This window comes from Thioclava sp. F42-5, assembly GCF_002213195.1.
GTDB classification, from domain to species: Bacteria; Pseudomonadota; Alphaproteobacteria; order Rhodobacterales; family Rhodobacteraceae; genus Thioclava; species Thioclava nitratireducens.
Genome location: NZ_NBNZ01000011.1, coordinates 26,647 through 51,830, shown reverse-complemented (window position 1 = coordinate 51,830; position 25,184 = coordinate 26,647). Strand labels below are relative to the sequence as shown.

The window sequence follows — 25,184 nt, the reverse complement described above, 5'->3', positions numbered from 1 at the left end:
CATTTCGGTCGCGCCCCGGAGGCCGATGGCGGCTTCTCCTGGGAGAAGACCGATCTGGTCGAGGCGCTGAAGAAAGCCATTTGAAAAATTTCTGCTATCACGGTTTCTCTTTGAACAAGAAATCTGAAACTTTAGCCGTGTTGCTTCACGATAAAAATGGGCGGTGATGTCGCTCGAACGACCAGCGTCTAGGCGCGGCAAAAACGCTTCGCTAAGCGCCCAGAGAGCTGGGAGAGTCTCCTTAACTATATGTAGTCACTTCATCGCCGCCGAAGCCGCCGTTTATTGAAAGCATAAAGACGACGACGCTAGAAACGAGACGACCACGATGTCCAAGCAACTTGTCAAGGAAATGAATTTATTCGCTATAGACTTTTGGGATGAACCTCATGCTAACTACAGATGTTCCATAGCAAAGATGGTCGCCGGAGCTCGCTGCTTCGTGCCAACGAACAAGGGGCTACTTGGCTCGTCGACTATCGTGCGCACGAAGCATCACTTCATTCGTGTTCCGCAACAGCCACACCTTCTTTAAAGCGCCGCCCAAAATCAGAAATAAGTTTCTCTAGATTTGCACAATAATCTCCAAGGCAGATAAGCAAAACACCTCTTGTTGACAGCAAAAAAGCTATTGAATCTCTTTTCAAATCCTGCAATCCAAAGCTTAGTACTGAGATCACTAGCAATGATTTCAAGTGTCGCGCTCACGGTCATTCTGACACGTACCTTAAGCACCGAAGACTACGCCTCCTATAGCTATGCATTATCATTTGCGACTATTGCCCTCCTTCCGATCCTTGGCGGGATTCCCGTTCTTGTTTTACGTGAAACTGCGCGGGGATTATCGGGAGAGAGCCTAGATGAAATAATTGGCGTTTGGCTCTGGGCCATCGCAATAATTTTAACGTTCGGCCTAGTCCTAATTTCAATCACCGAATTATCTAGTAACTATGTTGGGACACTAGAGAGCAGGCTTCCCAAAAGTTTAAACTTAGCGATACTGTATTCAACATCAATGTCGCTACTATGGGCCACGGGAGCAGCGATCAGAGGATTCAACAAGATATTTCTTGGTGGATTATCTGCCGAGCTTGTTCGACCAGTACTTTTTTCGATAGCACTACTTTTAATTTCGCTATTTGAAATTCACCGGATCGACGCAGCATTTGCACTCAAAATACATATAGCCACGTCCTTAGTCGCCCTTGCTGCCTCCGCAGTTATAATTGCCAAGTTTCGAATTATTAATTTGAAAAACCTTATTCACGCAAAGTATAGATTAAAATACTGGAATTCGTCACTACTCCCCTTAAGCTTTTCAGCGGGTATTTCCGTAATAATGGCGAATACAGATTTGGTAATGATGGGATTTCTTGGAAAAAACGCGGAAGTTGGGATCTATAACGTCGCAACGCGTACTGCGACGTGGGCAGCATTTGGTCTGCTAATAGTGAATCAAGCAACACAGCCGCGTATAGCAACTCTATTTCACGAAAATAAAAATAAAGAACTTCAGAGCCTCGTGGGCAAAGCATCAAAGTATGCTTTCGCGAGCGCATTACTCGCCGCTCTATTTATCTTTCTATGGGGCGCACAACTGTTAAAGATTCTCTTTGGTGAAACCTATCAAGCGGCGTATGCTCCACTGCTCATCATAACCTTCGGGCAACTGGGAAACTCCTTCTTTGGACCTGTCCGATCCTTGCTCGACCTATCTGGGCACGAAAAAATTGTCTTACGAATAATGTTCATGATGGCCATGTTGAACATTATCATGAACGCAATATTAATTCCTTCATTCGGTGGAGTTGGCGCAGCTACCGCGACAACAATCTCGCTCTTTGGTTGGAATTTCTTTTGCTGGAGATCCGCCAAAGTTAACTGTTTCGTAGACACTCGAGCCATCAATCTCGAACTCCTTCGCAAACCAATTTGACAGATAAAGGATCGTTTAACGCGATGGATGTCCCGACTAATTTGTTCCTAATTGGAGCGCCAAAATGTGGCACAACTTCGCTCGTCTCATGGATGGCTCAGCACCCAGAAATATATTCCCCGAAACCTAAAGAGCCCCATTTTTTTTATTCTCCTACACGTCAGCGCTTTAGCGAAATTGAATACCTAAGACTTTACAGAGGCGCACCCTCTAAAGCCAAGTATGTTTGCGATGCAAGTACATCCTATCTTTTTGGTGGTGCGTACAAAGAAATTCTAAGAGAAGTTCCCTCTGCACGTTTCGTGGTGTGCATTAGAGACCCAGTAGAAATGCTTAGCTCAATGTATAACGAGCAAAAAAAGTCGGGCTTCGAACTCGCTGATGATCTACGAAGCGCTTGGCAAGCCTCAGACGCCCGTTGGGCGGGCGAGCATCGGCTTCTCAATAATGTCGAAGTTGTCGACCCACGGTTCTTCTCTCTTAAGCACACCTGCGCTCTTGGTTGGCAGCTCGACGATTTGCTTAATTATGCAGGAAAAGATCGTGTATATATAGTTTTGTTGGACGATATGCGTAACGACCCTCAAGGGGTCTTTCGGTCACTGTGCCGTTGGCTCGATATTTCTTCAGAACAGGAAATCAATTACCAAAAGAAAAATTCTGCTACGCGCAACAGATCGGAAACCATTGCAAAAATTCTGCGAACCGCCCGACGGATCAAGCGCGCAGTTGGTTTTGAGAGATCGATGGGGATACTCCGGTGGATAGCTAGGCTTAATGAAGAAGACACGACCCATCCCCAACTTGAGGAGGGTCTTTTTGACGAAGCCAAATCTTATTTTAAGTCGGATTTACAGATCCGCAATCAGGTATTACGAGATCTCGGCACACAGCGAGCGCACGCCAATGTCGAGAATTATAATACATGAATGTTTCAGAATCTATTCGTCGAGATAACGTGAATGGGAGCGGAGAACATCGAAAATAGAGTCGCCATATGTGTGCTTACCCACAACCGTAGAGAGGATCTACGCAAAACCCTTAAAAGAATTCGGGAGCTTGAAAATTTATTTACAGAGTGCTTAGTTCTTGACAACGGGTCCAGCGACGGCACTACCGATATGATCGGAGTCCTCGCCGAAACTTTCCCGAAACTTCGAAATTTTCGTAGCGAAGAGAACCTTGGCGTCTCGAAAGGAAGAAACTTCCTTTGGGAAAGAACTGAAGCAGATTTAATTTTAGCGCTTGATGACGATATTATCATTAATTCGCGCGACTTTAAGGAAATTTTAGAGGAATACAAATCATCTAACCTTCCTTGCATCGTATCGCCGCAAATCATTGAGGATGACACCGGGAGAATTCTGAATGACAATAAAGTATTTTGGAAAGGCTCGACTCTTTATGAGGCATGCTTTCTGCTACCGCGAGAAATTATTGAGAAGGTAGGAATGTTTGATCCTGCGCTATCAGTCGCCGCTGAGGGCCAAGACTATGCCATTCGTGTTCGTCGCGCTGGCTTCAAAATACATCGGATTGATTCCGCGACAGTAATCCACGTGCAGCGAGAGAGAAGCAATATCGTTAATAAGGAAAGGCGCCTCGAATGGCTGCGCTCATTTTCTTACGTATATTTCAAAAATTTGAGCATAACATCTGCGACGTTGAAAATCTCCCGCCTCTTTCTCAGCATGTCACGTCATGATCTAGTCGATTTTGGATTCCGCCATATTTTTAGCTTACTCAAGCTTGCAAGAAAGGGCGCCGTTGAGGGAATGAAGGTAAAAAGTGGTCGTGATGCGCCTGATTAAATTTCAATTCTTCGCGTTGATCATTAATATGGATAGCTTAGAGATTTTTTCTTTTAACTTGCGGCATCAATACTGGGCTAGGCTTTACGATTCGAAGTATTCCAACCTATATTTGCCCCCCGCCTCAAGAAAGGCAGGAAGATGAGATCCAGAGAATTATTCGGCCGTCCTGGTATATTGTTGACCACGCTTTTATATTCAGTCATTTTCATTGCTCTAATTTCCAACAAAGAGGACGCTAACCTTACGACATTATTTTTAATCTTAGTAATTGTTATCCAAACTCTCCGCGCATCCTTCCGAAGAACCGCTGATCCGCTTCGCCTCACTATTTTTACGACATTTATATTTCTTTTCGCCTACTCGGCAATTTACATGGAAAGCTTCCGCCACATTCATGTCGTGATATTTGTTTTTATTTTCCTTCTTTTCTCTGACCTTTTGATTGCAACTTCTCCCAGAAGGTACATCAAGGAAGCGAACCAGATTAAGATATCTGAATTTTTCCGACTTCCGATCTACGAATATCAAGGCCGAGGCCTTTCGCTCACTCTCATGATCTCGTTCCTTGTTTCCGCTATTTTTTTGAGCGCTATAAAGTTCGACCGAAACGTTGGCAGCCTCGCGTTCACTGTTCCGTTCGCATGCGCAGTGGCATTTTTTGAGCATTTCCTGCGTAGCAACCCACCAAAATCTCGAGTCCTATTTTCTCTTTTATTTTTCTTAATAACTATTTTTATTTATGCAGTTCATTTTTGGTCGGGGTATGGCCGTATCGTCATTGGCACTTATGCGATCGTCCCCATGTTCATTGCTCATCAATACTTATATATAAAGATACGGCCAGTTTTTGTAGCCATATCCGCTCCCTTCTTTTTAATGATAGCATTTCTTAGTCGCCACGGCAGCGGTTCGACCTCCCCCTCGATAGGCGCGGGCTCTGCGTCAGATCATCTATTTCGTACCGCGCAGCTATGGAGTGACCCATCATGCATTTCTAGTTCTGGATTTGATGCGTGGCTTGGCCAGGCATCACTTTTATTTTTTAGCTGGGTTCCACGTTTTCTTTGGTCGTCCAAACCCCTAGGCGTTGGATATATTTCAGTAGATCAGTGGTTAGGACGAGAGGGTTACGGCAAGGGATTTTCGATCTCTTTGGGGTTCATAGGTGAGCAAATCTATCTGCTTTGTGACCAATACTGGATTGGTATCATTTGTTCGTTTGCCCTCATAGTGATATGTCGATTTTTTGTTCGTAATTTCTCGATTGGCTACGCAGGCCCTTTAGTTTGCCTCGACGTAAGTTTAGTATCTTATTTTTGGGGGGGGCAGGCAACCTTTGGCTCTCGTGTATGGTTTTTCGTCGTTCCTTGTATTATTGCGACGTTTCTCATCTCGAGATTTAGAAGACGCACGCGAATCTCTGCTTCACATCCCGTTGAGATTAACCGGAAATGAACGAGATGAATCTTTATTTAAAATTGCCGTCTGCTATTAGGCATGACGAAATCGTCACCGCCCGCGAGCATTCAAGATGAGGGTTGTGTTTTTAGCTGGCCGTCTGTCCCGCCGTGCTTCAGGAGTTCGGCAAATGGTTGAGGGACTAACGCAAGCGCTAGCCGCCAAAAGGGTCGACATAAGAGTACTCGGACTACGTGATGCTGCTTGGGACGCAGGCGACGTAGAGGGTTGGCGCGGCGCCTCGCCGGAAGCACTTACCACCTATGGCCCTAGCTCCTTTGGCTATGCCCCGCGACTTGGTTCGACACTTTTTGAACTGGCCCCTGACATCGTCCATCTTCACGGGCTGTGGATGCACTCCTCCTACGTCGCTTTACGTTGGGTCGAGCGCACGGGTGGTCCGCTAATCGTATCTCCCCACGGCATGCTGGCGCCTCAAGCACTAAGGTATTCGAGCCGCCGAAAAGCTTTGGTCCAGCGCCTCTTTCAGAATCGTTGTCTTGCCGCAGCGAAAGGTTTTCACGCCACCTCGCACGCCGAGGCTGCGGATATCCGCAACTTTCTTGGCGATGTTCCGGTTGAAATTATCCCAAACGGGGTGGACGACAGCGATGTCGTCCACCCCGTTTGGCAGGCCCGTCCGCGACGGATACTCGCGCTCGGTCGCCTCCATCCAGTTAAGGGATATGACCTACTCCTTCGCGCTTGGGCTAGAGTCGAACCTCGTTTTCCGGGTTGGTCTCTAGAGATCTGTGGCCCTGACCCGGATGGCTACGGTGAAATTCTTCGGAGTCTGATAGCCGAGTTAAAACTCACTCAGGCGTTCATTGGCCCGCCGCGCTATGGGCGCGAGCGTGATACCTATCTGGCTCAGGCTCGGCTGTTTGCCCTACCCTCGCGATCTGAAAATTTTGCTCTCACTGTCCCAGAGGCCTTGATTTCTGGCACCCCCGTAATCGCGAGCACTGCCACGCCTTGGCAGGGGTTAACTGAGAACGGCTGCGGCTGGTGGGTCGCTCCTGAGGTTGATCAATTGGCCGCGGCATTAGCTGAGGCAATGTCCACCCCGGACGAGGAACTCGAGAATATGGGCAAAGGCGGGCGCGATTGGGCGCTCGCGACATTCAGTTGGGAGAGAATAGCACGTCGCTTCACTCGACTGTATGAAGAATTCGCGCAAACGGAACCTATCGTCGGTAGAAATAGAAAGACTTAAAGTTGATGGGTAGCAAACCTCACTGCATCTTTGTTAACGGCATCTGGAAGTCGGGTAATCACCTCGTCTATTCGGCGCTGAATGAGCTTGGCATCGAAGGGCCTTTTAATGGCATTGCCGCCCATCTACTTTATGGCAGACGCAAGAGAATTAAGCAGCTGGTCCGCGGCGCAACGAACGGCGTCGACGTCGGCCTCGAAACCGAAGCGCGCGTTCGGCAGAGATATGTACGCAACACGTTGCGCCGTCTGCGTGGAAAAATCGTCGGTGGCCACGCCGCTTACAGCCCCGAGTTCCTAGCAATGATGCGCGCCGAGGGCGCGCGGATGATCATCATTCGCCGCGATCCGCGCGACATGCTTGTCTCGTTCGCGGACTGGATCGGTGGACGCCCCGACTACTTCATGCACGGAGATTTCGCGCCGCTGACGCGCGAAGAACGGGTAAGGCGGCTTCTGAAAGGGGGCAGCGGCACCGGCTATTGGCTGCGGCCCTTCGCCGAGGTATTGACCCGGGCTGAGGGCTGGCTGGCGGAGCGTGACGACGTGCTTACCGTTGCTTTCGAGGATCTGATTGGCCCCCAAGGGGGCGGCAGCCGTCCCCGCCAGCTGGCGACGCTAGAAGCAATCTGCTACCATCTCGAACGAGCGCTGCCCGACGACCCCAATCTTGTCGAACGTGTATACGGTGGCAGCTTGACCTTCAACAAGGGCCGCATCGAGCGCTGGCGCGAGCTGGACAGCGCTGATCTGCAGGACGAAATCGCCGAGCGTATCGGTCCACATCTGGGGCGCTGGGGCTATGGAGCAGCTGCGAGCCATCGAGGGACACACGCGTGACAGAGCTAGACGTCAACCTCAACCGCAGCACACGTAGCTGGACCCGGCGCGAGCAGGCTGGGCGAGCCGCTTGGGCGTTGGCACGGCCGTTATTCGCGCTGAGCCCACGGCCCCTATGGGGCTGGCGCCGTTGGTTGCTGCGCCGCTTCGGCGCTCGGGTCGGAGCCGAGGCTCATGTCCATCCGAGCGTGCGTATCGCCATCCCTTGGAAACTTACGCTGGGTGCGCAATGTGCCGTGGGAGATCGGGCTGTTCTTTACGCGCTTGGCCCAATCACCGTCGGCACGCGAGCTACGGTCTCGCAAGGCGCTCATCTGTGTGCCGGCACTCATGATCTTGCCCTGCAGCACCGTCCGCTGGTGAAGGCGCCGATCAGCATCGGTGCCGATGCCTGGATCGCGGCGGACGCCTTTATCGGGCCGGGGGTTACCGTTGGCACCGGAGCAGTCGTGGGTGCCCGTGCGGTTGTCACGAAAGATGTCGCAGAGAGATGGATCGTCGCCGGCAACCCCGCGCGACCTATCAGGAAGATGGAAAAATGATTGATATCAGTAGCATAGGTGGATACCGATACGACGACGCCAATCTGAACCCCTCGCATGGCTATCTTCTGCCAGCGCTAGTTAAGGAGCTCGACCGGCTAGCGCCGGCCGATCACGCTCGCCGGAGGGTCTTCGATCTTGGCTGCGGCAATGGCTCGATCGGGACTGAGATGGCCAAGCGGGGGTGGAAGGTGACAGGCGTCGACCCGTCCTCAGAGGGCATTGCCCAAGCCCGTGAGCGTCACCTCGAGCTGCAGCTCGAGGTTGGGTCAGCCTATGACGATCTTGCTGCGAAATTCGGCTGCTTCCCGATAGTGGTGAGCCTTGAGGTGGTCGAGCATGTCTACGCCCCGCGCGATTATGCCCGCGCCCTCTTCGACCTGCTCGAGCCGGGCGGTACGGCGATTGTTTCGACTCCGTACCACGGCTATCTGAAGAACTTGGCGATGGCGCTGAGCGGTAAAATGGATGCCCATTTTACCGCCCTCTGGGATCACGGTCACATCAAGTTCTGGTCCTTCTCGACGCTCGGGGAATTACTGCGTGAGGCGGGCTTCTCTGATATCCGCTTCGAGAGGGTCGGGCGCGTCCCGCCGCTTGCAAAGTCGATGATCGCCGTTGCGCGCAAACCTAATCCGTAATGCTTACCGCCGTGATTCTGACCCGCGATGAAGAGCGGCACATCGCGCGGGCGATCCGCTCGCTTGGCGGCATTGCAGATCGCATCTTTATCGCCGATTCCGGATCTACTGACCGGACTGTCGAGATAGCCAAGGAGATGGGCGCCGAGGTCCGCTTCAACCCGTGGCGCAACTACGCAAGCCAATATAACTGGGCGCTTGGCCAGTTGCCCGCGGATACAGACTGGGTGTTGCGCCTCGATGCAGATGAGATCGTTACTGACGAGCTGCGGACCCAGATTTCAAAAATATTACCAAAGCTCGCTCCCGAGATCGACGGAGTAGTAGTCAGCCGCCGAATGACGTTCCTCGGCCGCCCGATGCGCCACGGCGGGATTTTCCCGGTGCGCGTCCTGCGACTCTTCCGCCACGGCAGGGGGAGGTGCGAAGATCGCTGGATGGATGAGCACATTAAGGTCTCAGGGCCAGTGGCCCAGCTCCCGGGGGAAATACTTGATGACAATCGAAACTCACTGACCTGGTGGACAGCCAAACACAATACCTACGCAAGCCGCGAGGTGGTCGATCTACTCAACCTTGAATACGGCTTTATGCGACACGAGACAGTGGCCGACCTTGGGGGCGGCCAAGCTGGAATCAAGCGCTGGCTCAAAGAGAAGATATACGCACGGTTGCCTACCGGCCTCCGGGCCTTCGCCTATTTCTTCTATAGATACGTGCTTCGCTTTGGCTTTCTTGACGGAAGGGAAGGCCTCACTTTTCATGTACTGCAAGGCTTTTGGTACCGCTTCTTGGTCGACACTAAGCTTCTCGAGGTGCGCCGTCACATGGCTGTAACAGGAGTAGACGCACCGAGCGCCATCCGCCAAATATTGGATATCGATGTGTAAGCTTGAAGCGAGGTCTAGCTCAGCCCTTCACGCCGAGACTGTCCTAGGCGAACGTCGTTGGTTTGATACTCAAGAATGTGCAGACATACGTTCCCGGCTAACTCATATGTTCAGAAAAACCAAGACAATCGGGTTCAACTTGCCTAAAGCGCCCAAGGAAAGTTCATGAAAAAAGCGTTAATTACCGGCATTACTGGCCAAGACGGATCCTACCTCGCAGAATTCTTGCTGGAAAAAGGCTACGAGGTCCACGGCATCAAGCGCCGTGCCTCGTCGTTTAACACGCAGCGGATCGACCACATTTACGAGGATCCGCACAGCAACCACGCCCAGATGAAGCTCCACTACGGCGATCTCTCTGATACATCGAACCTTACGCGCTTAATCCGCGATATCGAGCCGGACGAAGTCTACAATCTCGGCGCTCAGTCTCATGTCGCGGTGTCGTTTGAGGCCCCCGAATACACGGCGGATGTCGACGCCATTGGCACATTGCGGCTGCTTGAAGCGATCCGGTTTGTGGGGCTCGAGAAGAAAACGCGGTTCTATCAGGCTTCAACCTCGGAACTCTACGGTCTCGTCCAAGAGACTCCGCAGAAAGAAACCACGCCTTTCCACCCGCGCTCGCCTTACGCAGTCGCCAAGCTCTACGCCTACTGGATTACAGTGAACTATCGCGAAGCCTACGGCATGTATGCCTGTAACGGGGTTCTCTTTAACCACGAGTCCCCCCGCCGTGGCGAAACCTTCGTGACCCGCAAGATCACGCGCGGACTATCGAACATCGCTATGGGGCTCGAGTCCTGCCTCTACATGGGTAACATCGACAGCTTGCGCGATTGGGGTCACGCCAAGGATTACGTCCGGATGCAGTGGATGATGCTGCAGCAGGACACACCGGAAGATTTCGTCATCGCGACCGGCAAGCAATATTCCGTGCGCGAATTCATTACTTGGAGCGCGCGCGAGCTCGGGATCGAGCTGGAGTTCTCTGGCTCTGGCACCGAAGAGATCGCCACGGTGGCGTCCATCGAGGGCGACAAGGCGCCTGCCCTGAAGCTCGGAGACGTCATCATGCGCATCGACCCGCGCTATTTCCGCCCCGCCGAGGTCGACACGCTCCTCGGCGATCCGACCAAGGCCCGCGAAAAGCTCGGTTGGGTGCCCGAAATCACCGCGCAGGAGATGTGTGCCGAGATGGTCGCAGAGGACCACAAGGCCGCGCGGCGCTACGCGCTTCTCAAAGAACACGGGCTGGACCTGCCGGTCTCGCTCGAAGGCTGAGGCGGATACGATGACCAAGATTTATATCGCAGGCCATCGCGGGATGGTGGGCGGCGCGATCCTGCGTCAGCTGGAAGCGGGTCAGGCCCAGGGCGCGGCGCTGGAGCTGATCACCCGGACGCATGCCCAACTTGATCTGACCGATCAGGGAGCGGTGCGCGACTTCATGCAGACGGAGCGCCCCGACGTGGTGATCCTCGCCGCGGCCAAAGTCGGCGGCATCCACGCCAACAACACCTACCCGGCCGAGTTCATCTACGAGAACCTGATGATCGAAGCCAATGTGATCCATCAGGCCTTTGCCGCCGACGTCACCAAGCTCCTGCAGCTCGGATCCTCCTGCATTTATCCAAAAGCCGCCCCGCAGCCGATGGCAGAGGATGCCCTTCTGACAGGGCCGCTCGAGCCTACGAACGAGCCTTATGCCATCGCGAAGATCGCCGGGATCAAGCTCTGCGAGAGCTACAACCGGCAGCATGGCGTGGACTACCGGTCCGTGATGCCCACGAACCTCTACGGGCCGGGCGACAACTTTCACCCCGAGAACAGCCATGTGCTCCCCGCTCTAATTCGGCGCCTCCATGAAGCGGCGCGCGATGGGCTCGAGGAGGTCACGATCTGGGGCACCGGCACGCCGCGGCGTGAGTTCCTGCATGTCGATGACATGGCCGAGGCCTCGCTCTTTGTGCTCGACTTGCCGAAGGCCGAGTATGACGCGAATACCGATCCTATGCTGAGCCATATCAACGTGGGCTCGGGCACCGACATTTCGATCCTGGCACTGGCGCAGATGGTCGCGAAGGTGACCGGCTTCGAGGGCCGGATCGCGACCGACCCGAGCAAGCCCGATGGCACGATGCGCAAGCTGATGGATGTCAGCCGGCTCAAATCGATGGGCTGGCAGGCACGTATCGACCTCGAAGACGGGATCGCCGAGACTTATCGCTGGTTCCTCGCGAACTACGACACTGCCAGAACCTGAGAGGGATTTATGAGCAAGACGATCCACCCCGTCCTCCTCTGTGGCGGCTCGGGCACGCGGCTCTGGCCGCTCTCGCGCAAGAGCTACCCCAAGCAATTCGTCAACCTGATGGGCGAGGAGAGCCTGTTCCAGGCTTCGGCCAAGCGGCTCGCGGGTGACGGCTTCTCAGCCCCTTCGGTAATCACCGGCTCGGATTTCCGCTTCGTGGTGATCGAACAATTGGCGGCGCTCGAAATCGCCCCCGCCGATATTCTCATCGAGCCGTCTGCGCGGAACACCGCCGCGGCGATCTGCGCAGGCGCTCTCGTGCTGGAGGCGCGCGAGCCGGGCGCGCTGATGCTCGTGGCACCTTCCGATCACGTCATCCCCAACCCCGCACGCTTCCGCGCGGCGGTCGAGGCCGCCGCTCCGGCAGCCGAGGTCGGACAGTTGGTCACCTTCGGCATCCGTCCCGATCGCCCCGAGACCGGCTATGGCTGGCTGGAACTGAGCGAAGCCCCGGACGCGGAGTTCTCCGCAACCCCGCAACCGCTAAAGTCCTTCGTTGAAAAACCCGATCTCGCCAAAGCCGAGGCTCTACTCGAGGGCGGCATGCATCTCTGGAATGCGGGCATCTTCCTGTTCTCCACGTCCGCCATACTCGACGCCTTCGCAAAGCATGCGCCCGAAACGCTGGCGCAAGCCAAGGCCGCCGTCGACGCTGCCGAGCGCGATCTCGCTTTCACCCGGCTCGCAGCCGAGCCTTGGTCGCAGCTCGAAGACATCTCGATCGACTACGCGGTGATGGAGCGCGCCGACAACCTGACCGTCGTGCCCTATGGTGGAGCCTGGTCCGACCTCGGCGACTGGCAGGCAGTCTGGCGCGAGCAGAACCCGAACGAGCACGGCATCGTCGCGACCGGTCCCGCCACCGCGATCGACTGTCGCGACACACTCCTGCATTCAACGGATAACGCACAGGAACTTGTCGGGATCGGACTTGAGGATATCATTGCGGTCGCCATGCCAGATGCCGTCCTCGTCGCCCACAAGGATCGCGCGCAGGACGTGAAGAAAGCTGTCGCCGAGCTGAAGGCCAAGGGCGCCGCCCAAGCCGAGACCCTGCCCCGGGATTTCCGCCCCTGGGGGTGGTATGAGAGCCTCGTCGTCGGTCAGCGCTTCCAGGTGAAGCGGATCCACGTCCACCCAGGCGCCGCACTTAGCTTGCAGAGTCATCATCACCGCGCCGAGCACTGGATCGTCGTCGAGGGCACCGCGAAGGTGACCATTGATGGCGAGGAGAAACTCGTGACCGAGAACCAGTCCGTCTACATCCCGCTCGGTGCCCTCCATCGGATGGAAAACCCGGGAAAGGTGCCACTCACACTGATTGAAGTGCAGACCGGCAGCTATCTCGGTGAAGATGACATCATCCGCTACGAGGATGTCTATGCGCGCGGGCAAGGCGCGAAAGGGTAAGAGCCGCGCTACGTCCTAGGGAGGGGCAGCTCCGAAGCCTCGAAATATTTACAGAAAGCGAGAGCCACGACACCAAAGTCGTGGCTCTTTTTGTTTGAAGATCTTTCTATCGCGACGCGACAGAAGGAAAGAAAAACTGACACTCGATCTGTGCTTGAGGCCCTGCTGCCCCCCTCGCGAGAACGCTCACGGAAGTTCTGACGAGTCGAAGGATACGATAGCCGCCCCAACTCGATCGGCACTATCCGCTCCAGACCAATAAGCGCGAGCTTCCCTCCAATCCTCCTCGGAAACCGGGTCACTGAAACCAGGATCCGAAAGTTGACGAAGTCCGTAGTCCAGGTGCACAAGGCGCCCCAATATTTTCATATCATCGAGATCGATCGCGACCTCCAGCACATCTCGTCCCACCACGATACCAGAACCTGCGTCGACAACGAGATAACGCCGAATAGCCTTCAGCAGGGACTCCGCCGGATCGAGATCCGGCTCAGGCCCCTCCGCTTTCGCGAAGAGCCAGCGATGGGCATAGCTGCAAGCCTCACCCGTCAACAGGACATACTGCAACTCTTCTTCCTTGAATGGGCCTCTCCGCGCGGTCATCGACCGGGTCTCGAGGAATCCGCGCCCTTTGAGTTTGAGCGCGCCTTCGTAGTTCGCCGCACCATTCTCCAACAGCTCGAGGAGCGGACGTAGCAACGGGTCCGCCAGCATGTTCTTGATACGGCGATAGACAAACCCATCGCCGAGTGATCCGGCAAGACTGCGATCACGATGAATATACATCTCTCGATCGGAAATGAGCAGAAAACTGGGGTCGATTTCAGTTGCGGCCATCGAGGTGATCCCTTTGCAAAGATGTTTTAACGAGCACACGAATGTCTCTTATAACCGGTAGAGCTAAAACCAACATTGCGCGATTGCAAGGGGGTGAAACGGACGCCGAAAAGCCCTCTGCGCGACACGCTCGCAAGCAACCTCAGATCACTGCGCGCTGAGCGTGGATGGTCGCAGGAACGTCTAGCGCTCGAATCTGGTCTCAACAGAACCTATTTGAGCGCCGTGGAGCGTAGCGAGCAGAATATCTCCATCGACAATGTCTGGCGCCTCGCGCAGGCACTCGAAATCGACCCCGCTAATCTGCTCAAGGTGAAACTGCGGAGCTGATCGTTCACTCGGCTCAGAACGCGATGGGCTCGAGGAGCTCCGCAATCGTCGCCAACCGGCCACCCTCCCCATAGCGCTCGCGCCCCAGCGCATGCCCCATGATGTCGCGCCGGATCCGCTCGTCGATCCCAGCGGCAAGCATCCGATCCTCAAACGCATGCCGCAGACTGTAGAGAGAATGTCGCTCGCTCTCGAGGAGACCGGCATCCCGCAGATAGGTATTCACTGTGGCACTCAGCGTGGCAGAGCTCTCGCGATAACGCGAAAACCCATCCGGGAACGCTCGCATCGCATCGAGCGACACCCCGTGCAGCGGCATCACCCGCTCGGCATTCTGCGTCTTCAGGACACGCCCGATCGGCTGCAGCAGCAAATGCGGGATCGGATCGCCGAGCCGGATCTCCTCAGGCCTCAGCGCTGCGATTTCACTCGGACGCAGCCCGGTATTCACCATCACCAGCAGGATTGCCCGCGCCTGCGGCTCCAGCCCATCGAGCGCACCGGGGGCCAGCAATCGATCCCGCACCCAGTCGTCCGAGAAGGAAGGTCTCCGCGCCGCTTTCCCCTGCCGGAAGCCAAGATCTTCGAGCGGCAGCTCGAGCCCGAGCCGCTTGTCGCGGTTCACGCGCTTCAAGACTGCGCTGAGATGCGTCAGATCCTTGTTCGCGGAATTTGCCGTGAATCCTTCGCACGCCATCCGTTCTGCCCACCAGTCGCGAAAATCAAGGAAATCATCGCGTGCCAGATCATCAAGCGGCTTGTCCCCGACAACCGAAACGAAATTCTGCACCGCCTTGATATGTGGGTAACGCCACCGTCGCACCTGGTCCGCACTCTTGCCCAAAGTTTTGTCGCGTGCGAGCCCCCAGAACAGCTCTAGCGCCCGCGACACCGTGATCAGCGGCAGCTCCGCTCCACCCAAGAGCGAATCCGCCCCGAGGGGATCGCGCATCTCGTCACTCGCAACCAGATCGATACGCGCGAGCAGCTCTTCCACAGGCAGGCGCGCCACCTTGCGCGCCTCGAGAAACCGGTAGCCTCGCGCCTTCGCAAACCGCTTGGCCGCAGCGAACCGCGCCTCCGCGTCTTCCGTGTCGCCGTCGAGCATCGCCTCCCAGACCTCGACCTGCTCGGCCCAGAGCGCCGGGGCCTTCTGTCGCGCCACCTCCTCTGACCCCGTCCGAAGGCTGATCACCACTTCGCGGCGCGGATCGACAGAGGCATACCCCTTGGGAACCCGCCGACGCAGATGCCAAATTTCGCCACGCTTGGTGATATTCATCGCACACCTCCGGGATAGAGCCTTGTGTATCAGAATGTGTAGCACAAAAGCCTTCCCTAGGGAATCGAATTCAACATAAATAGCTGATTTATTTATCTTTAGTCACACGCCTCACTTAAGATCGAGATGTATATGTCGGAGAGGAATTCCGACAATAACCACAATGGCTCGCACTTGTCATGCCAAGGGGCCTTCCTGAGAGCCCACAATCTCGAGCATTCGATGAGCCGTCGCGGGAACTGCCGTGACAACGCGGCCGCTGAGAGCTTCTTCAACCTACTGAAACGTGAGCGGATCAGGCAACGAACCTACCGGACACGCAAAGAAGCCAAGCGGGATGTGTTCGACCACATCGAGATGCTCTACAACCCGAATCGCAAGCATGCCCGAAATGGAATGCTGTCGCCCGTCGACTTCGAACGGCGGCGGAAACTGAAACCCGAAGGCATCTAAGAAACGCGGGGCCATTCATCTTCCTGCGGCGGTGCCAATGGCTGCGCGGAACAGCATTGAGCAACAAAACCGCGGTGCGCCGCAGATGCGCACTGAAGTCCGAGCAGCGGCGCGCGCTATTTGAACGGCGCCAAAGACGCTTGTGGCGGCACGTGGGCAGCTACGTGCAGACGCTGTGATGATCACACGACTCGGAGATGCGCCGAGCGACTGAGAGCAGCGACGGGCGCAGGCGGCTAGCAGATTGTAGCCTGTCATCGCTGCATCTTCTGCGTTACATAGGCCAACGAACAGGTCCTAATTTACTATAGGGGCAATTGTTGGCCATGACAAAATTCAGCCCTACGCTCAATCTTATTGGGGAGTTTCGGTACTCTTCCGCGTCAGTGCCCTGTGTGGTTCTCGCACACAATGAACTTGAAATGGTCAAAGACCTCGTCTCCTACTATCGCGCCTTCGGGAATGTCAGCTTCCTATTTGTAGATGACAGATCCGATGATGGATCAACAGAGTGGCTTCTATCGCAGCCTGATGTGACAGTGTTCCGACCTGTGGTCGGATCCAGCTATGCAAAAGACAAGCGCAAATGGCGCAGTGAGTTGCTCGATCATTTTGCTTCTGGCAAGTGGGCATTGGTTCCTGACGCCGATGAACGGCTGATCTACCGAGACTTCGAGACGCGCCCGTTTACTGCCCTCCTCAGCGATCTGGACGCTGAAGGCGCGGAAGCCGTATTTTGTACCATGGTAGATCTCTATCGAGACGGCCCGCTATCGGCGCAGGTCATTGATAGCGATAGCCCAATCAGCCAGCAGTTTCGCTTCTTTGATGATCCCAGAAAAGCTCCAGGAACCTATCGGTTCTTGGCTGCCCCATCGCGGTTCTTGCGAAACTGGCCGACACCCCCCATGATGATTACCGGCGGCCCAAGGGACAGACTTTTTTTTGGCGGGTCAAGGGCGCAGTCGAAGCTACAAAGCTTTCTATGGAGCAACATTCCTCTTCTCAGATCGGTTCAGCCGACAGGAATTGGCCGCGTGCGCAAGGCAATTTTTCGACGACTTTTGAAGAATAGAAAAAACCGTGTTCCAGATTTAAATCTAACAAAGCTCCCCCTTCTGAAGTGGAAGCGTGGATCGGCATTTTACGGAGGGGCCCATGCGGTCTCGCGGCACTATCAACTATCGAAAGAGACAGCTGTGCTGCTGCACTATCCGATCACCAAGGGCACGCAGGGCGTCCAGTATGTGGTGGACCGCCGGCAGCACGCCGAGCAAAGCGGATACTATCGCGAAATTCTGGACAAATCAGGTTCGGACAGCGCAGAGGCGTCTTTCCGCTGCGGTGCCACGTCTGAGTTCAAAAGTTCTGCGGACTTAGAGATGTTCTTCGGTGCAAAGAGGAACCTAAGAAAAAGCATGTGATTGCTCAGCCAAGTGTCTAAGTTTGATCGCTATCTTTATTCATTTTCGAGGAACCCAAACCATGAAGCCCAAATTCCGTACTCTTCGAGAGCGCTGGTATCGCTTAAGTGGGAAATCATATGTAGTTCTCGACGGAGTTCGCTTGCACGCCGTGGGCGTGGGTATACCTGAGGAAATTACGCGCCTTTTGCGACGAGGAGACTATGAGTTTGCTGAGCGCAAATTACTATTGCGTGTGCTGCGTGCGGAAGACCGAGTGCTTGAAATCGGCGCGGGTATTGGCGCCCTAGGACTAGTGGCTGCCCGTGTATGTGGGCCAAGAAACGTGCTGAGTTACGAGCCGAATCCGAACACTATTCCACTTGTTGAAGCCAATCATCTCCTCAACAACCTTTACCCAGCAGTACGGAAAAAAGCCATCACTGTTGATGGCGGACCGGTTACATTTTTTCGGGCCGGCAACATTATATCATCATCTCTGATCAAACGAGATTTGAGTGAAGCTATCACGGTGGAAAGCGATAGTCTAAGCGATGCGATAGCCGAATTTCAGCCTACAATCCTATTGATGGATGTTGAAGGAGCCGAGTTGAACTTGTTGCCAGCTGTAGATCTTTCATCCTTACGCGCATTGGTCGTCGAGACACATGGCAAGATAACTGGCGCGGCCTCAGTTGTTGACTTGAAGGGCTACATAAAATCACAAGGATTTTTAATAACTGAGGATGCAAACAATAACCTTCTTTGCCTACGAGAGTCGTGAAGATCCACGCGCTGCATCGTAGCAAGGGGCGCGAACTGAGTTTGGGGGACAAGATGAGGTTTACTGCACGCGCTTTGCGGGCTGCGTGGATCGAGTTAGTCGGCCACGGCTGCATTAAGATTGGCGATGACCCGAGGATAGCGCGAGGCGTGCGATTTAGCCTGAAATTCGGCGGAACGATCAAGATCGGGGCGCGGTGCAGTCTGCACCCAGGAGCTGTGCTGGCATCTAACGGTGGGTCGATAGAGATGGGTGACGATTGCAGCGTGAATCCGTACTCTGTCCTTTATGGGAAAGGCGGCCTCAAAATTGGAAATGGTGTTAGGATCGCGGCTCAAACCGTTATTGTACCAACTAATCATGGAACTGATGATCTAACCATGCCGATCTTCAAGCAGAAGTCTCGGAGCATCGGAATTGTGATCGAAGACGATGTTTGGATTGGCGCTAATTGCACTATCCTTGATGGGGTTCGCATCGCACAGGGTTGCGTAATTGGTGCAGGTTCAGTGGTAAGCAAATCCACCAAGCCTTTCGGAATTTATGCAGGAGTTCCTGCTCGCCTCATCAAAATGCGAGGCGCCAATAGTGTGCCTGACTAATTTGTCAACAAATCAATATGTCGAGCGCGGCGGAGGGCGGCTCCGTCCTGGTACGGGTTCGCCCTTTCAGTGCAGTGTCACCCCTCAAGCGGTGTGACACTTATGCTGGTCTCCAGCGCACGCCATCACTTCGTTCGTTTCAACTGAACGTGCTGTAAGGGCCGCCAGAAGCTGGAATTTCCCGGGCAAAACCGGGAGCAGCATCCTGGACTAAAACGGTTATTATCAATCGGATAAAACATATGGGATTTACGTCCGGTAGCAGACCACTTTTACCGACTCGTTGTAGACTCTCTGCGCGAAAATTTCTAACGTTTACGATATAATCAACTTTTCGGGAGCCGGCTGGGTGTCACTACGCGGTGTTCACTTTCACTTTGGTAAAGAGGGGGGGGGGGGGGGGGGCGAAACGCTTTTTCGTGAACCTTGCGAGAGCCCTACACGAACTCGGTGTTGAGCAACAGTTCTTCATCCGACCGAACCGCTCATGGGATGGCGATGTCGCTGCGCTTGGCCCCGTTTTTAGAAACAATTTCAGCAATTTATCACCGTTGACGTTACTTGCTCATCTACAGGCTGAGATGCTTGTCAGACGATGGAAGCCAGACGCAGTTATGGCGTGGATGCCGCGCGCGGGGCGGCTCATCCACAGATGGCCCAACACTGTAAAACTGGCACGCATGGGGGATTTCCCTGCAAATCTGAAGCACTTTCAAAAATGCGATATTTTGGTTGGTAACTTACCTGGAATTTCGAACCGATGCATAGAGCTAGGCTGGACGAAACCTGTGGTGACAGTTTCGAACTTTACGCGGGAAGCTTCCGCATCCATGTCGCAATTAAACATAAAGAGGACAAGCAAGAATGACTTCGTAATCGCAGCAAGCGGCCGTCTCGTAGCCAGAAAGGGGTTCGACGTACTTATCAAAGCACTAGCTAGATTGGAAAACTGTACTCTCTGGTTAATGGGAGACGGTGAAGAAAGGGCGCGACTTGAGGCTATTGCAGCCGAACTTGGCATCAGTCAGCGTGTTGTTTTTTTGGGTTGGGTCGACGAGCCGATGAATTACATAGCACTAGCCGACGTGTTCGTAATGCCATCGCGCCACGAGCCATTAGGCAATGCTCTTCTCGAAGCTTGGGAAATGCGTATCCCCACGATCTCAACTCGCTCAGAGGGGCCAAGTTGGTACATGCGAGATCAGGTGGATGGCATATTAACTGACATCGACGACGATGCTCAGATCGCTGAGGCAATTGAATTCATACGAACCAACAAACTAGCCGCCGAGAGTTTTGTGAAAAACGCAACCCTACGGCTTTCTGAGTTCTTTTCCAAGGAAGCCGTGGTCGATGCTTATATAGACATATTCAGAGGGAAACCTCATGTCTCCTAAAATTGCATTTTACGTTATAAATATCGACAAAAGCCAAAATCGGTTTGCTGAGTTTTCAAATAAATTCAGCCCCTTTTCATGCAGAGTTGAGCGTATACCCGGAGTGGATGGATCTTGCCTTGGTATCGATCAGTTTACTGACGACGAGCGGTGTAGGAAAGAGATGGGCAGAAGCATACAACCCGGAGAGGTTGGCTGCTACCTTAGTCATAAGAAAGCTTTACAACACTTCATCGCTTCCACTTTCGACTACGTGGTTGTTCTCGAAGATGACGCGGTTCCGGCGTCCGATTTTGTAAGTACAGTTGAGGAAGTATGCTCTACTTTGCACCATCTTCGAGATGACATTTTTGCAGTTAATATAGGCGCGACGGATTTCAAATACAGCACAGACTTTTGTGACGTCATGGGGCGAAAATTAAAATGCGCACACCGTTTCCCCATGCTGGCTACAGGAATTATCTGGACGCGCCGCGGCGCACTCGAATTCTTGTCCCATGAAGAACCAATCTACATGCCATTTGATAACTTCCTGAGATTCTTATTTAGCGGCACAAACAGAGCGTTTTCCATCGCGCCGCCGTTAATCTCGACGTCGGGCGCCTCGAGCGATATTGAAGCAATGAATCTGTCGACACGCCGCTCAGCGCAGAATCGGAGTCGAATGTATTTTATTTTAAAACAAAGGAGAATTCTTCGCGAAAAGATTAGAGCTTTATTCGCATGTTTCTCATGGCGGGCGAGAAAAAATAAAATCGCGATCAACAAGGTGAAACAGTAATGTCCAAACTCCTAATAATGCCGCGCGGCAATTTAGGAAACCAAAGGCTTCAACTCATGTTTGCCAGGAATCTATAGAGACATTTTCCTGAACTTGAAGTTATTGGTTACAACATGCCCATCGGTGAATTGTCTCAAGTTGGCGCGATGCGACTTCCCGGCTCTTTTACCATCTCTGCAGCAACCTGACCCCGATGTGCGGTGCTCTGGCCCGTCGCCTTTGCGACATCTCTTAGTTGCAGGCAGTCGTCGCCACCAAAAGCGACCGGGATCGTCCCACGCCGCGCAGGGTCTGGCATCTCCAGCGGACCCTGCGCGATCTCATCGGTGAGCCGCTTCAACGCCCCCCCAGCTGCTCGCGGTCCAGCGGATCGAAGCGCAGCAGCACCGAGACCAGCTTCGGAGCAATTTCCACGCCCCCGGAGGGCGGGGGTCAGCCTCCAGCCGGTCCGCGAAACGACGCATGGAGCGCCTCACTCATCCCGCCACCTGCTCCGCGATGGCAAGCACACGCGCATCCGCCCCTTTCGGCGCAGCCAGCATTGTCATCGCATAAGCCGGGTTCAAGCCCGGCGTAGGCATGGCAATCGCGCAGCCATCCACGAGGTTGATCAACGAGGTGTTGCGCAGCATCTCGACATTGAGGCGATCGAATTCGGCTTCGACATCGGCAATGCTGGGCGGCAGGCGCATCAGTGTGGGCGCGAGCAGCGCATCGAAAGGCTCCATCAGCCGTTCGAAAAGCGTGACGATATCAGCGCGCGCGGCATAGGCTTTCTCGATTTCCTCAGGCGTAAGCGTGAGCGCGAAACGGATGCGCGACAGCACGCGCGGATCACCCACCACTTCGAGCTTTTCCAAATCGTCGCGGTAAATCTCGAGCGCTTCGACGGCGACGATAATCTTGTTGAGCACGACCGCCTTTGCGATTTCCGTCATGTCGACCGGCACGATCTCATGGCCGAGACCTGCGATCCGGGCTTTCTCCGCCTCGAACAGCGCCGCGACCTCGTCGGACAGACCATTGGTGAAGGCGCCTTCGGGCACCACGAAGCGCAGCGGGCCGTCTTCTGCCGCGGAAAGCGGCGCGCCTGCCATCACATCCACCATCTGCCGCAGCAAGCCAAGATCGCGCGCCATCGGCCCCGCCACGTCATAGGTCGGGGCGAGCGGATGCACCCCGGTATCGTCGATGAGCCCTTGGCTGGGCTTATAGCCCCAGATGCCGTTCGCCGCCGCCGGGATGCGCAGCGAGCCGCCGGTATCCGTGCCGATCGCGGCATCGGTGATCCCGAGGCCCACGCAGACCGCCGCGCCCGAGCTTGAGCCTCCGGGCATCCCGCCCGCCACCAGCGCGCCCGAGGGGGTGCCGTGATGCGGGTTGAGACCCACCCCGGAATAGGCGAATTCGGACATCGAAGACCGCCCGAACATCAGCGCCCCCGCCGCCTTGAGCCGCGCGACCGAGACCGCATCCGCCTCTGCCGGCGCGCGGTCCTGCATCAGACGCGAGCCTGCGCTCGTGACCTGCCCGGCCTCGTCATAGAGATCTTTCACCGAAACCAGCGTGCCAAAAAGCGGCATCTCCTCGCCCGCTTCGTGACGCGCCTCTAGCGCCTCCGCCTCGGCACGGATGCGCGCCGGGGCGAACTCGGTGAAGATCGCGCGTCGCTCCGACTCTGGCAAAGCCTCGACCTTGGAGATGGCAGTTTCGACCTTGATGAGAAATGGTGATGTCATGCGACCTCCGGCAGATTGCGCGTCTCGTATTCATGGGTGATCGCGCGCCTGTTGCGCGGATCTTCCATCTGCATACGGAAACGGGCCGCCGGGCGCACCCCTCCCTTCGCGCCGAACGTGCCGCAGAGCATCGCGACAGGGCCGTCCTTGGCCAGATCGGCAAGACCGGCACCGGTAATCAGATCGGTCAGAGGGCGGATCGCGGCGAGCGTGCCTTCCTGATACGGCACCCACTCGCCCCCCTCTTCGATCCAGCTGCGCAGCACGATCTCTTCGAGGTGGTCGGAGACACTCTCCCACGACCACAGATCAGATGCGCAGGGCTTGGCGCAGACCTGTTTCGACAGCGCCACCGAATGCGCTTCGAGCGCGCGGTCAGTGTGGTCCGAGGCCAACCCGAGATAGGTGCGGCCCTCGACAGCGACGATCAGCGGTTCGACCTCGCCCGAAGTCTCGTTCCCCACCGCCTCAAGCACCGGGGCTTGCATCAGAAGCTGCGCCGCCACGCGATAGTAAAGCGGTGTGGCCGAAGGCGCGGGGACCCCAAGCGCCGCCAGTTCCTCGATGTGGTGGGCGATGGCATCGGCGTCGCGCCCGGTCCAGCCAGCGACGATGAGATGCGAGAGGTCCAGCGAAAGCGGCGCGCCTTCAGCGCGAAAATTGAGGGTCATGGGAACTCCTGTCAGAGAATGGACGGCAGCCAGAGCGCGAGCCCGGGAACCGCAATCAGCAATGCAATCATCGCGAGCATCACCAGCACGTAAGGAATGACGCCGAGGATCACCTCGTTCATTGAGCCCTTGCCGCGTGTGCTCTGCACCACGAAGAGGTTGAGACCGACCGGCGGCGTGATCAGCGCCATCTCGATCAGCACGATCATCAGCACACCGAACCAGACCTTGTCATAGCCCAGACCCGCGATGATCGGCACGATGATCGGGATCGTCGCGACCATCAGCGAAAGCGTCTCGATGAAGAAGCCCAGCACGAGATAGAGCAGAACCACGAGCAACAGCGTGCCAAGCGGCGGCAGACCGGTGTTTTCCAGCAGGTCGGTCAGTTGTCGCCCGAGCCCGGCGGAGGTCATCGCGAAGTTCAGGAAATAGGCGCCGGTGATCACCAGCATGATCATCGCCGAAATCCGGATCGTGCCATGCAGGGCCTCGCCGATGGTCGCGAGTCCCAGCCCGTTGCCCAGCGTGATTGCGATGAGGCTCGCGATCACCACGCCGATGGCCGCGGATTCCGTGGGCGTCGCCCAGCCCGCGTAGATCGAGCCGATGACGACGGTGAAGAGAATGATGATCGGGATCAGCTGGATCAGGCTGCGAAGGCGCTCACCCCAGGTGAAGCTGCGCGACGGACCGCCAAGCGCGGGGCGCGCCCGGCAGATCAGCGCGGTGACGACGACGAATGCGAGAGCCATCAGGAGGCCCGGCAGAAGCCCGGCGGAAAAAAGCTGCGGGATCGAGGTCTCGGTAAGGAAGCCGTAGACGATCAGGTTGATCGAGGGCGGGATCAGAATGCCCAAGGTGCCGCCCGCGGCGATCGCGCCTGAAAACAGCTTCGGATCATAGCCCAGCTTGTCGGCCTGCGGCATGGCGACGGTCGCCACTGTGGCGGCGGTTGCGACCGATGAGCCCGAGGTGGCCGAGAACATCGTCGCGGTGGCGATATTGGCGTGGATCAGCCCGCCGGGCAGCCAGCTCAGCCATTTGTCGAGCGCGGCATAGGTGCGCGCGGCCACGCCGCCCCGGACGAGGATTTCGCCCAGGAGCACGAAGAGCGGAATCGCGATCAGGGTCGAGGAGGAAGAGGCCGACCAGATCACCTGCCCCAGCCCGCGCAGGAGCGGGAATGCGGAATAGAACTCACCCACGCCGATGCCGAGGATGAACAGTACGATACCAACGGGGATCGAGAGGGCCATCAGCCCCAGAAGAGAGAAAGCGACGGTCCAGATCATTGGTCAAGCTCCGATCCGAGGCCGATCGCATTGGCCAGTTCCGTGCGGCGCCCGGAGGCGAAATAGGCAATGCCGATCAGGCTCAGGGCGGTGGCGCTGAGCGCGAACCACGCCCAGCCCGCGAACCAGATGCCCTGCGGAATCCACAGCGGGGTTTCAAGGGGCGTATTGGCGCGCGAGCCGCGCTCGATCGTCTTTTGCAGGACCGGCCAGCAATACCAGGCGATCAACAGGACGACCCCGTTGGTGACGATCATCGCGAACAGGTCCATCAGTCCTTGTCCCACCGGCGCAAGCCGTTGACGGATCAGGTCGATGCGCACATGGGCGCGGTCGAGAAGCGCGCAGCCAAGCCCCCAGCTGGCGACCGCGGCCATCACGTAGCCGGAAATCTCGTCGGAGCCGCCCAGGCTGCCCCAGCCGGTCTTGCGACCGACCACGTCGACCAGCACGAAGAGCACGGTCGCCACCAGCGCCGCACCAAGGATCAGCGCGACGAGGCGGTTGGCGCGCCTGAGCGCGCCTTCCAGTGTTGCGAGGAATTTCACGT

General features: G+C 55.7%; 24 protein-coding genes and 1 pseudogene. 18 read left to right on the top strand and 7 right to left on the bottom strand.

The annotated features are described in order from the left end of the window. Nucleotides 1–610 precede the first annotated feature (610 nt). The 4 genes from B6V74_RS18530 to B6V74_RS18845 all read left to right on the top strand — a co-directional run bounded on the left by B6V74_RS18530 (nt 611) and on the right by B6V74_RS18845 (nt 5,205). Entirely contained in the window at nt 611–1,936 is a 1,326-nt protein-coding gene (locus B6V74_RS18530; RefSeq protein ID WP_146694587.1) for a polysaccharide biosynthesis C-terminal domain-containing protein, read from the top strand. Nucleotides 1,937–1,959: 23 nt separating this feature from the next. Beyond that, on the top strand, nt 1,960–2,865 hold the full coding sequence (locus B6V74_RS18525) for a sulfotransferase (RefSeq protein WP_088723660.1): 906 nt from the start codon (nt 1,960–1,962) through the stop codon (nt 2,863–2,865). Nucleotides 2,866–2,898: 33 nt separating this feature from the next. Continuing rightward, nucleotides 2,899–3,747 (top strand): glycosyltransferase, encoded by an 849-nt coding sequence (locus B6V74_RS18520; protein ID WP_088723659.1) that lies wholly within the window; start codon nt 2,899–2,901, stop codon nt 3,745–3,747. Nucleotides 3,748–4,122: 375 nt separating this feature from the next. Continuing rightward, the gene (locus tag B6V74_RS18845) at nt 4,123–5,205 is read left to right on the top strand and encodes a hypothetical protein (RefSeq protein ID WP_168184260.1); all 1,083 of its coding nucleotides are present in this window, start codon (nt 4,123–4,125) and stop codon (nt 5,203–5,205) included. Nucleotides 5,206–5,650: 445 nt separating this feature from the next. On the opposite strand, the gene B6V74_RS19190 is transcribed toward B6V74_RS18845, so the two are convergent. Beyond that, complete coding sequence (locus tag B6V74_RS19190; RefSeq protein ID WP_240497145.1) at nt 5,651–5,881, bottom strand: hypothetical protein; 231 nt, start codon at nt 5,879–5,881, stop codon at nt 5,651–5,653. A gap of 548 nt (nt 5,882–6,429) precedes the next feature. On the opposite strand from B6V74_RS19190, the gene B6V74_RS18840 reads away from it, so the two are divergent. From B6V74_RS18840 to B6V74_RS18480, 7 genes are all read left to right on the top strand, one after another. Next, nucleotides 6,430–7,263, top strand: a complete 834-nt coding sequence (locus B6V74_RS18840) for a hypothetical protein (RefSeq protein WP_146694585.1) — start codon at nt 6,430–6,432, stop codon at nt 7,261–7,263. A gap of 134 nt (nt 7,264–7,397) precedes the next feature. Continuing rightward, a complete protein-coding gene (locus tag B6V74_RS18505; protein WP_276206158.1) occupies nt 7,398–7,805 on the top strand; it encodes a DapH/DapD/GlmU-related protein in 408 nt (135 codons plus the stop codon). Then, on the top strand, nt 7,802–8,446 hold the full coding sequence (locus B6V74_RS18500; protein ID WP_088723655.1) for a methyltransferase domain-containing protein: 645 nt from the start codon (nt 7,802–7,804) through the stop codon (nt 8,444–8,446). The genes B6V74_RS18505 and B6V74_RS18500 overlap by 4 nt, the downstream gene beginning before the upstream one ends. After that, a complete protein-coding gene (locus B6V74_RS18495; RefSeq protein WP_088723654.1) occupies nt 8,446–9,336 on the top strand; it encodes a glycosyltransferase family 2 protein in 891 nt (296 codons plus the stop codon). Before B6V74_RS18500 ends, B6V74_RS18495 begins: the two co-directional genes overlap by 1 nt. A 165-nt stretch (nt 9,337–9,501) precedes the next feature. After that, a complete protein-coding gene (gene gmd / locus B6V74_RS18490; protein WP_088723653.1) occupies nt 9,502–10,620 on the top strand; it encodes a GDP-mannose 4,6-dehydratase in 1,119 nt (372 codons plus the stop codon). 10 nt (nt 10,621–10,630) lie between these two features. Next, the gene (locus tag B6V74_RS18485; RefSeq protein ID WP_088723652.1) at nt 10,631–11,602 is read left to right on the top strand and encodes a GDP-L-fucose synthase; all 972 of its coding nucleotides are present in this window, start codon (nt 10,631–10,633) and stop codon (nt 11,600–11,602) included. Between the two features lie 9 nt (nt 11,603–11,611). Continuing rightward, nucleotides 11,612–13,060 (top strand): mannose-1-phosphate guanylyltransferase/mannose-6-phosphate isomerase, encoded by a 1,449-nt coding sequence (locus B6V74_RS18480; protein WP_088723651.1) that lies wholly within the window; start codon nt 11,612–11,614, stop codon nt 13,058–13,060. Nucleotides 13,061–13,246: 186 nt separating this feature from the next. Here the strand turns inward: B6V74_RS18480 and B6V74_RS18475 are convergent, their stop codons facing one another. Further along, nucleotides 13,247–13,897, bottom strand: coding sequence for a hypothetical protein (locus tag B6V74_RS18475; protein ID WP_088723650.1), 651 nt, complete (start codon nt 13,895–13,897; stop codon nt 13,247–13,249). Between the two features lie 93 nt (nt 13,898–13,990). On the opposite strand from B6V74_RS18475, the gene B6V74_RS18470 reads away from it, so the two are divergent. Then, entirely contained in the window at nt 13,991–14,227 is a 237-nt protein-coding gene (locus tag B6V74_RS18470; RefSeq protein WP_088720660.1) for a helix-turn-helix transcriptional regulator, read from the top strand. 13 nt (nt 14,228–14,240) lie between these two features. Here the strand turns inward: B6V74_RS18470 and B6V74_RS18465 are convergent, their stop codons facing one another. Then, nucleotides 14,241–15,509: a DUF6538 domain-containing protein gene (locus B6V74_RS18465; RefSeq protein WP_088723649.1), complete on the bottom strand. Its 1,269-nt coding sequence runs from the start codon at nt 15,507–15,509 to the stop codon at nt 14,241–14,243. Nucleotides 15,510–15,698: 189 nt separating this feature from the next. On the opposite strand from B6V74_RS18465, the pseudogene B6V74_RS18460 reads away from it, so the two are divergent. The 6 genes and pseudogenes from B6V74_RS18460 to B6V74_RS18435 form a co-directional block, all read left to right on the top strand. After that, nucleotides 15,699–15,962: pseudogene (locus tag B6V74_RS18460) on the top strand (IS3 family transposase); the annotation flags it as partial. Nucleotides 15,963–16,384: 422 nt separating this feature from the next. Further along, nucleotides 16,385–17,386 (top strand): glycosyltransferase family 2 protein, encoded by a 1,002-nt coding sequence (locus tag B6V74_RS18455; protein WP_168184258.1) that lies wholly within the window; start codon nt 16,385–16,387, stop codon nt 17,384–17,386. A gap of 61 nt (nt 17,387–17,447) precedes the next feature. Beyond that, nucleotides 17,448–18,149, top strand: coding sequence for an FkbM family methyltransferase (locus B6V74_RS18450; protein WP_088723647.1), 702 nt, complete (start codon nt 17,448–17,450; stop codon nt 18,147–18,149). Nucleotides 18,150–18,202: 53 nt separating this feature from the next. Next, on the top strand, nt 18,203–18,751 hold the full coding sequence (locus tag B6V74_RS18445) for an acyltransferase (protein ID WP_146694588.1): 549 nt from the start codon (nt 18,203–18,205) through the stop codon (nt 18,749–18,751). 419 nt (nt 18,752–19,170) lie between these two features. Beyond that, nucleotides 19,171–20,148 (top strand): glycosyltransferase, encoded by a 978-nt coding sequence (locus tag B6V74_RS18440; RefSeq protein ID WP_146694583.1) that lies wholly within the window; start codon nt 19,171–19,173, stop codon nt 20,146–20,148. After that, nucleotides 20,138–20,929, top strand: a complete 792-nt coding sequence (locus B6V74_RS18435; protein WP_088723645.1) for a glycosyltransferase family 25 protein — start codon at nt 20,138–20,140, stop codon at nt 20,927–20,929. Before B6V74_RS18440 ends, B6V74_RS18435 begins: the two co-directional genes overlap by 11 nt. Before the next feature lie 476 nt (nt 20,930–21,405). Here B6V74_RS18435 and B6V74_RS18430 read toward each other — a convergent pair whose 3' ends face one another. The 4 genes from B6V74_RS18430 to B6V74_RS18415 are packed head-to-tail and all read right to left on the bottom strand — an operon-like array spanning nt 21,406 to nt 25,182. Further along, nucleotides 21,406–22,668, bottom strand: a complete 1,263-nt coding sequence (locus tag B6V74_RS18430; RefSeq protein WP_088723644.1) for an amidase family protein — start codon at nt 22,666–22,668, stop codon at nt 21,406–21,408. After that, nucleotides 22,665–23,339: a DUF2848 domain-containing protein gene (locus B6V74_RS18425; RefSeq protein ID WP_088723643.1), complete on the bottom strand. Its 675-nt coding sequence runs from the start codon at nt 23,337–23,339 to the stop codon at nt 22,665–22,667. The genes B6V74_RS18430 and B6V74_RS18425 overlap by 4 nt, the downstream gene beginning before the upstream one ends. An 11-nt stretch (nt 23,340–23,350) precedes the next feature. Next, entirely contained in the window at nt 23,351–24,634 is a 1,284-nt protein-coding gene (locus tag B6V74_RS18420; RefSeq protein WP_075777415.1) for a TRAP transporter large permease, read from the bottom strand. Beyond that, nucleotides 24,631–25,182, bottom strand: coding sequence for a TRAP transporter small permease (locus tag B6V74_RS18415; RefSeq protein WP_088723642.1), 552 nt, complete (start codon nt 25,180–25,182; stop codon nt 24,631–24,633). Before B6V74_RS18415 ends, B6V74_RS18420 begins: the two co-directional genes overlap by 4 nt. Between the last annotated feature and the right edge of the window lie 2 nt (nt 25,183–25,184).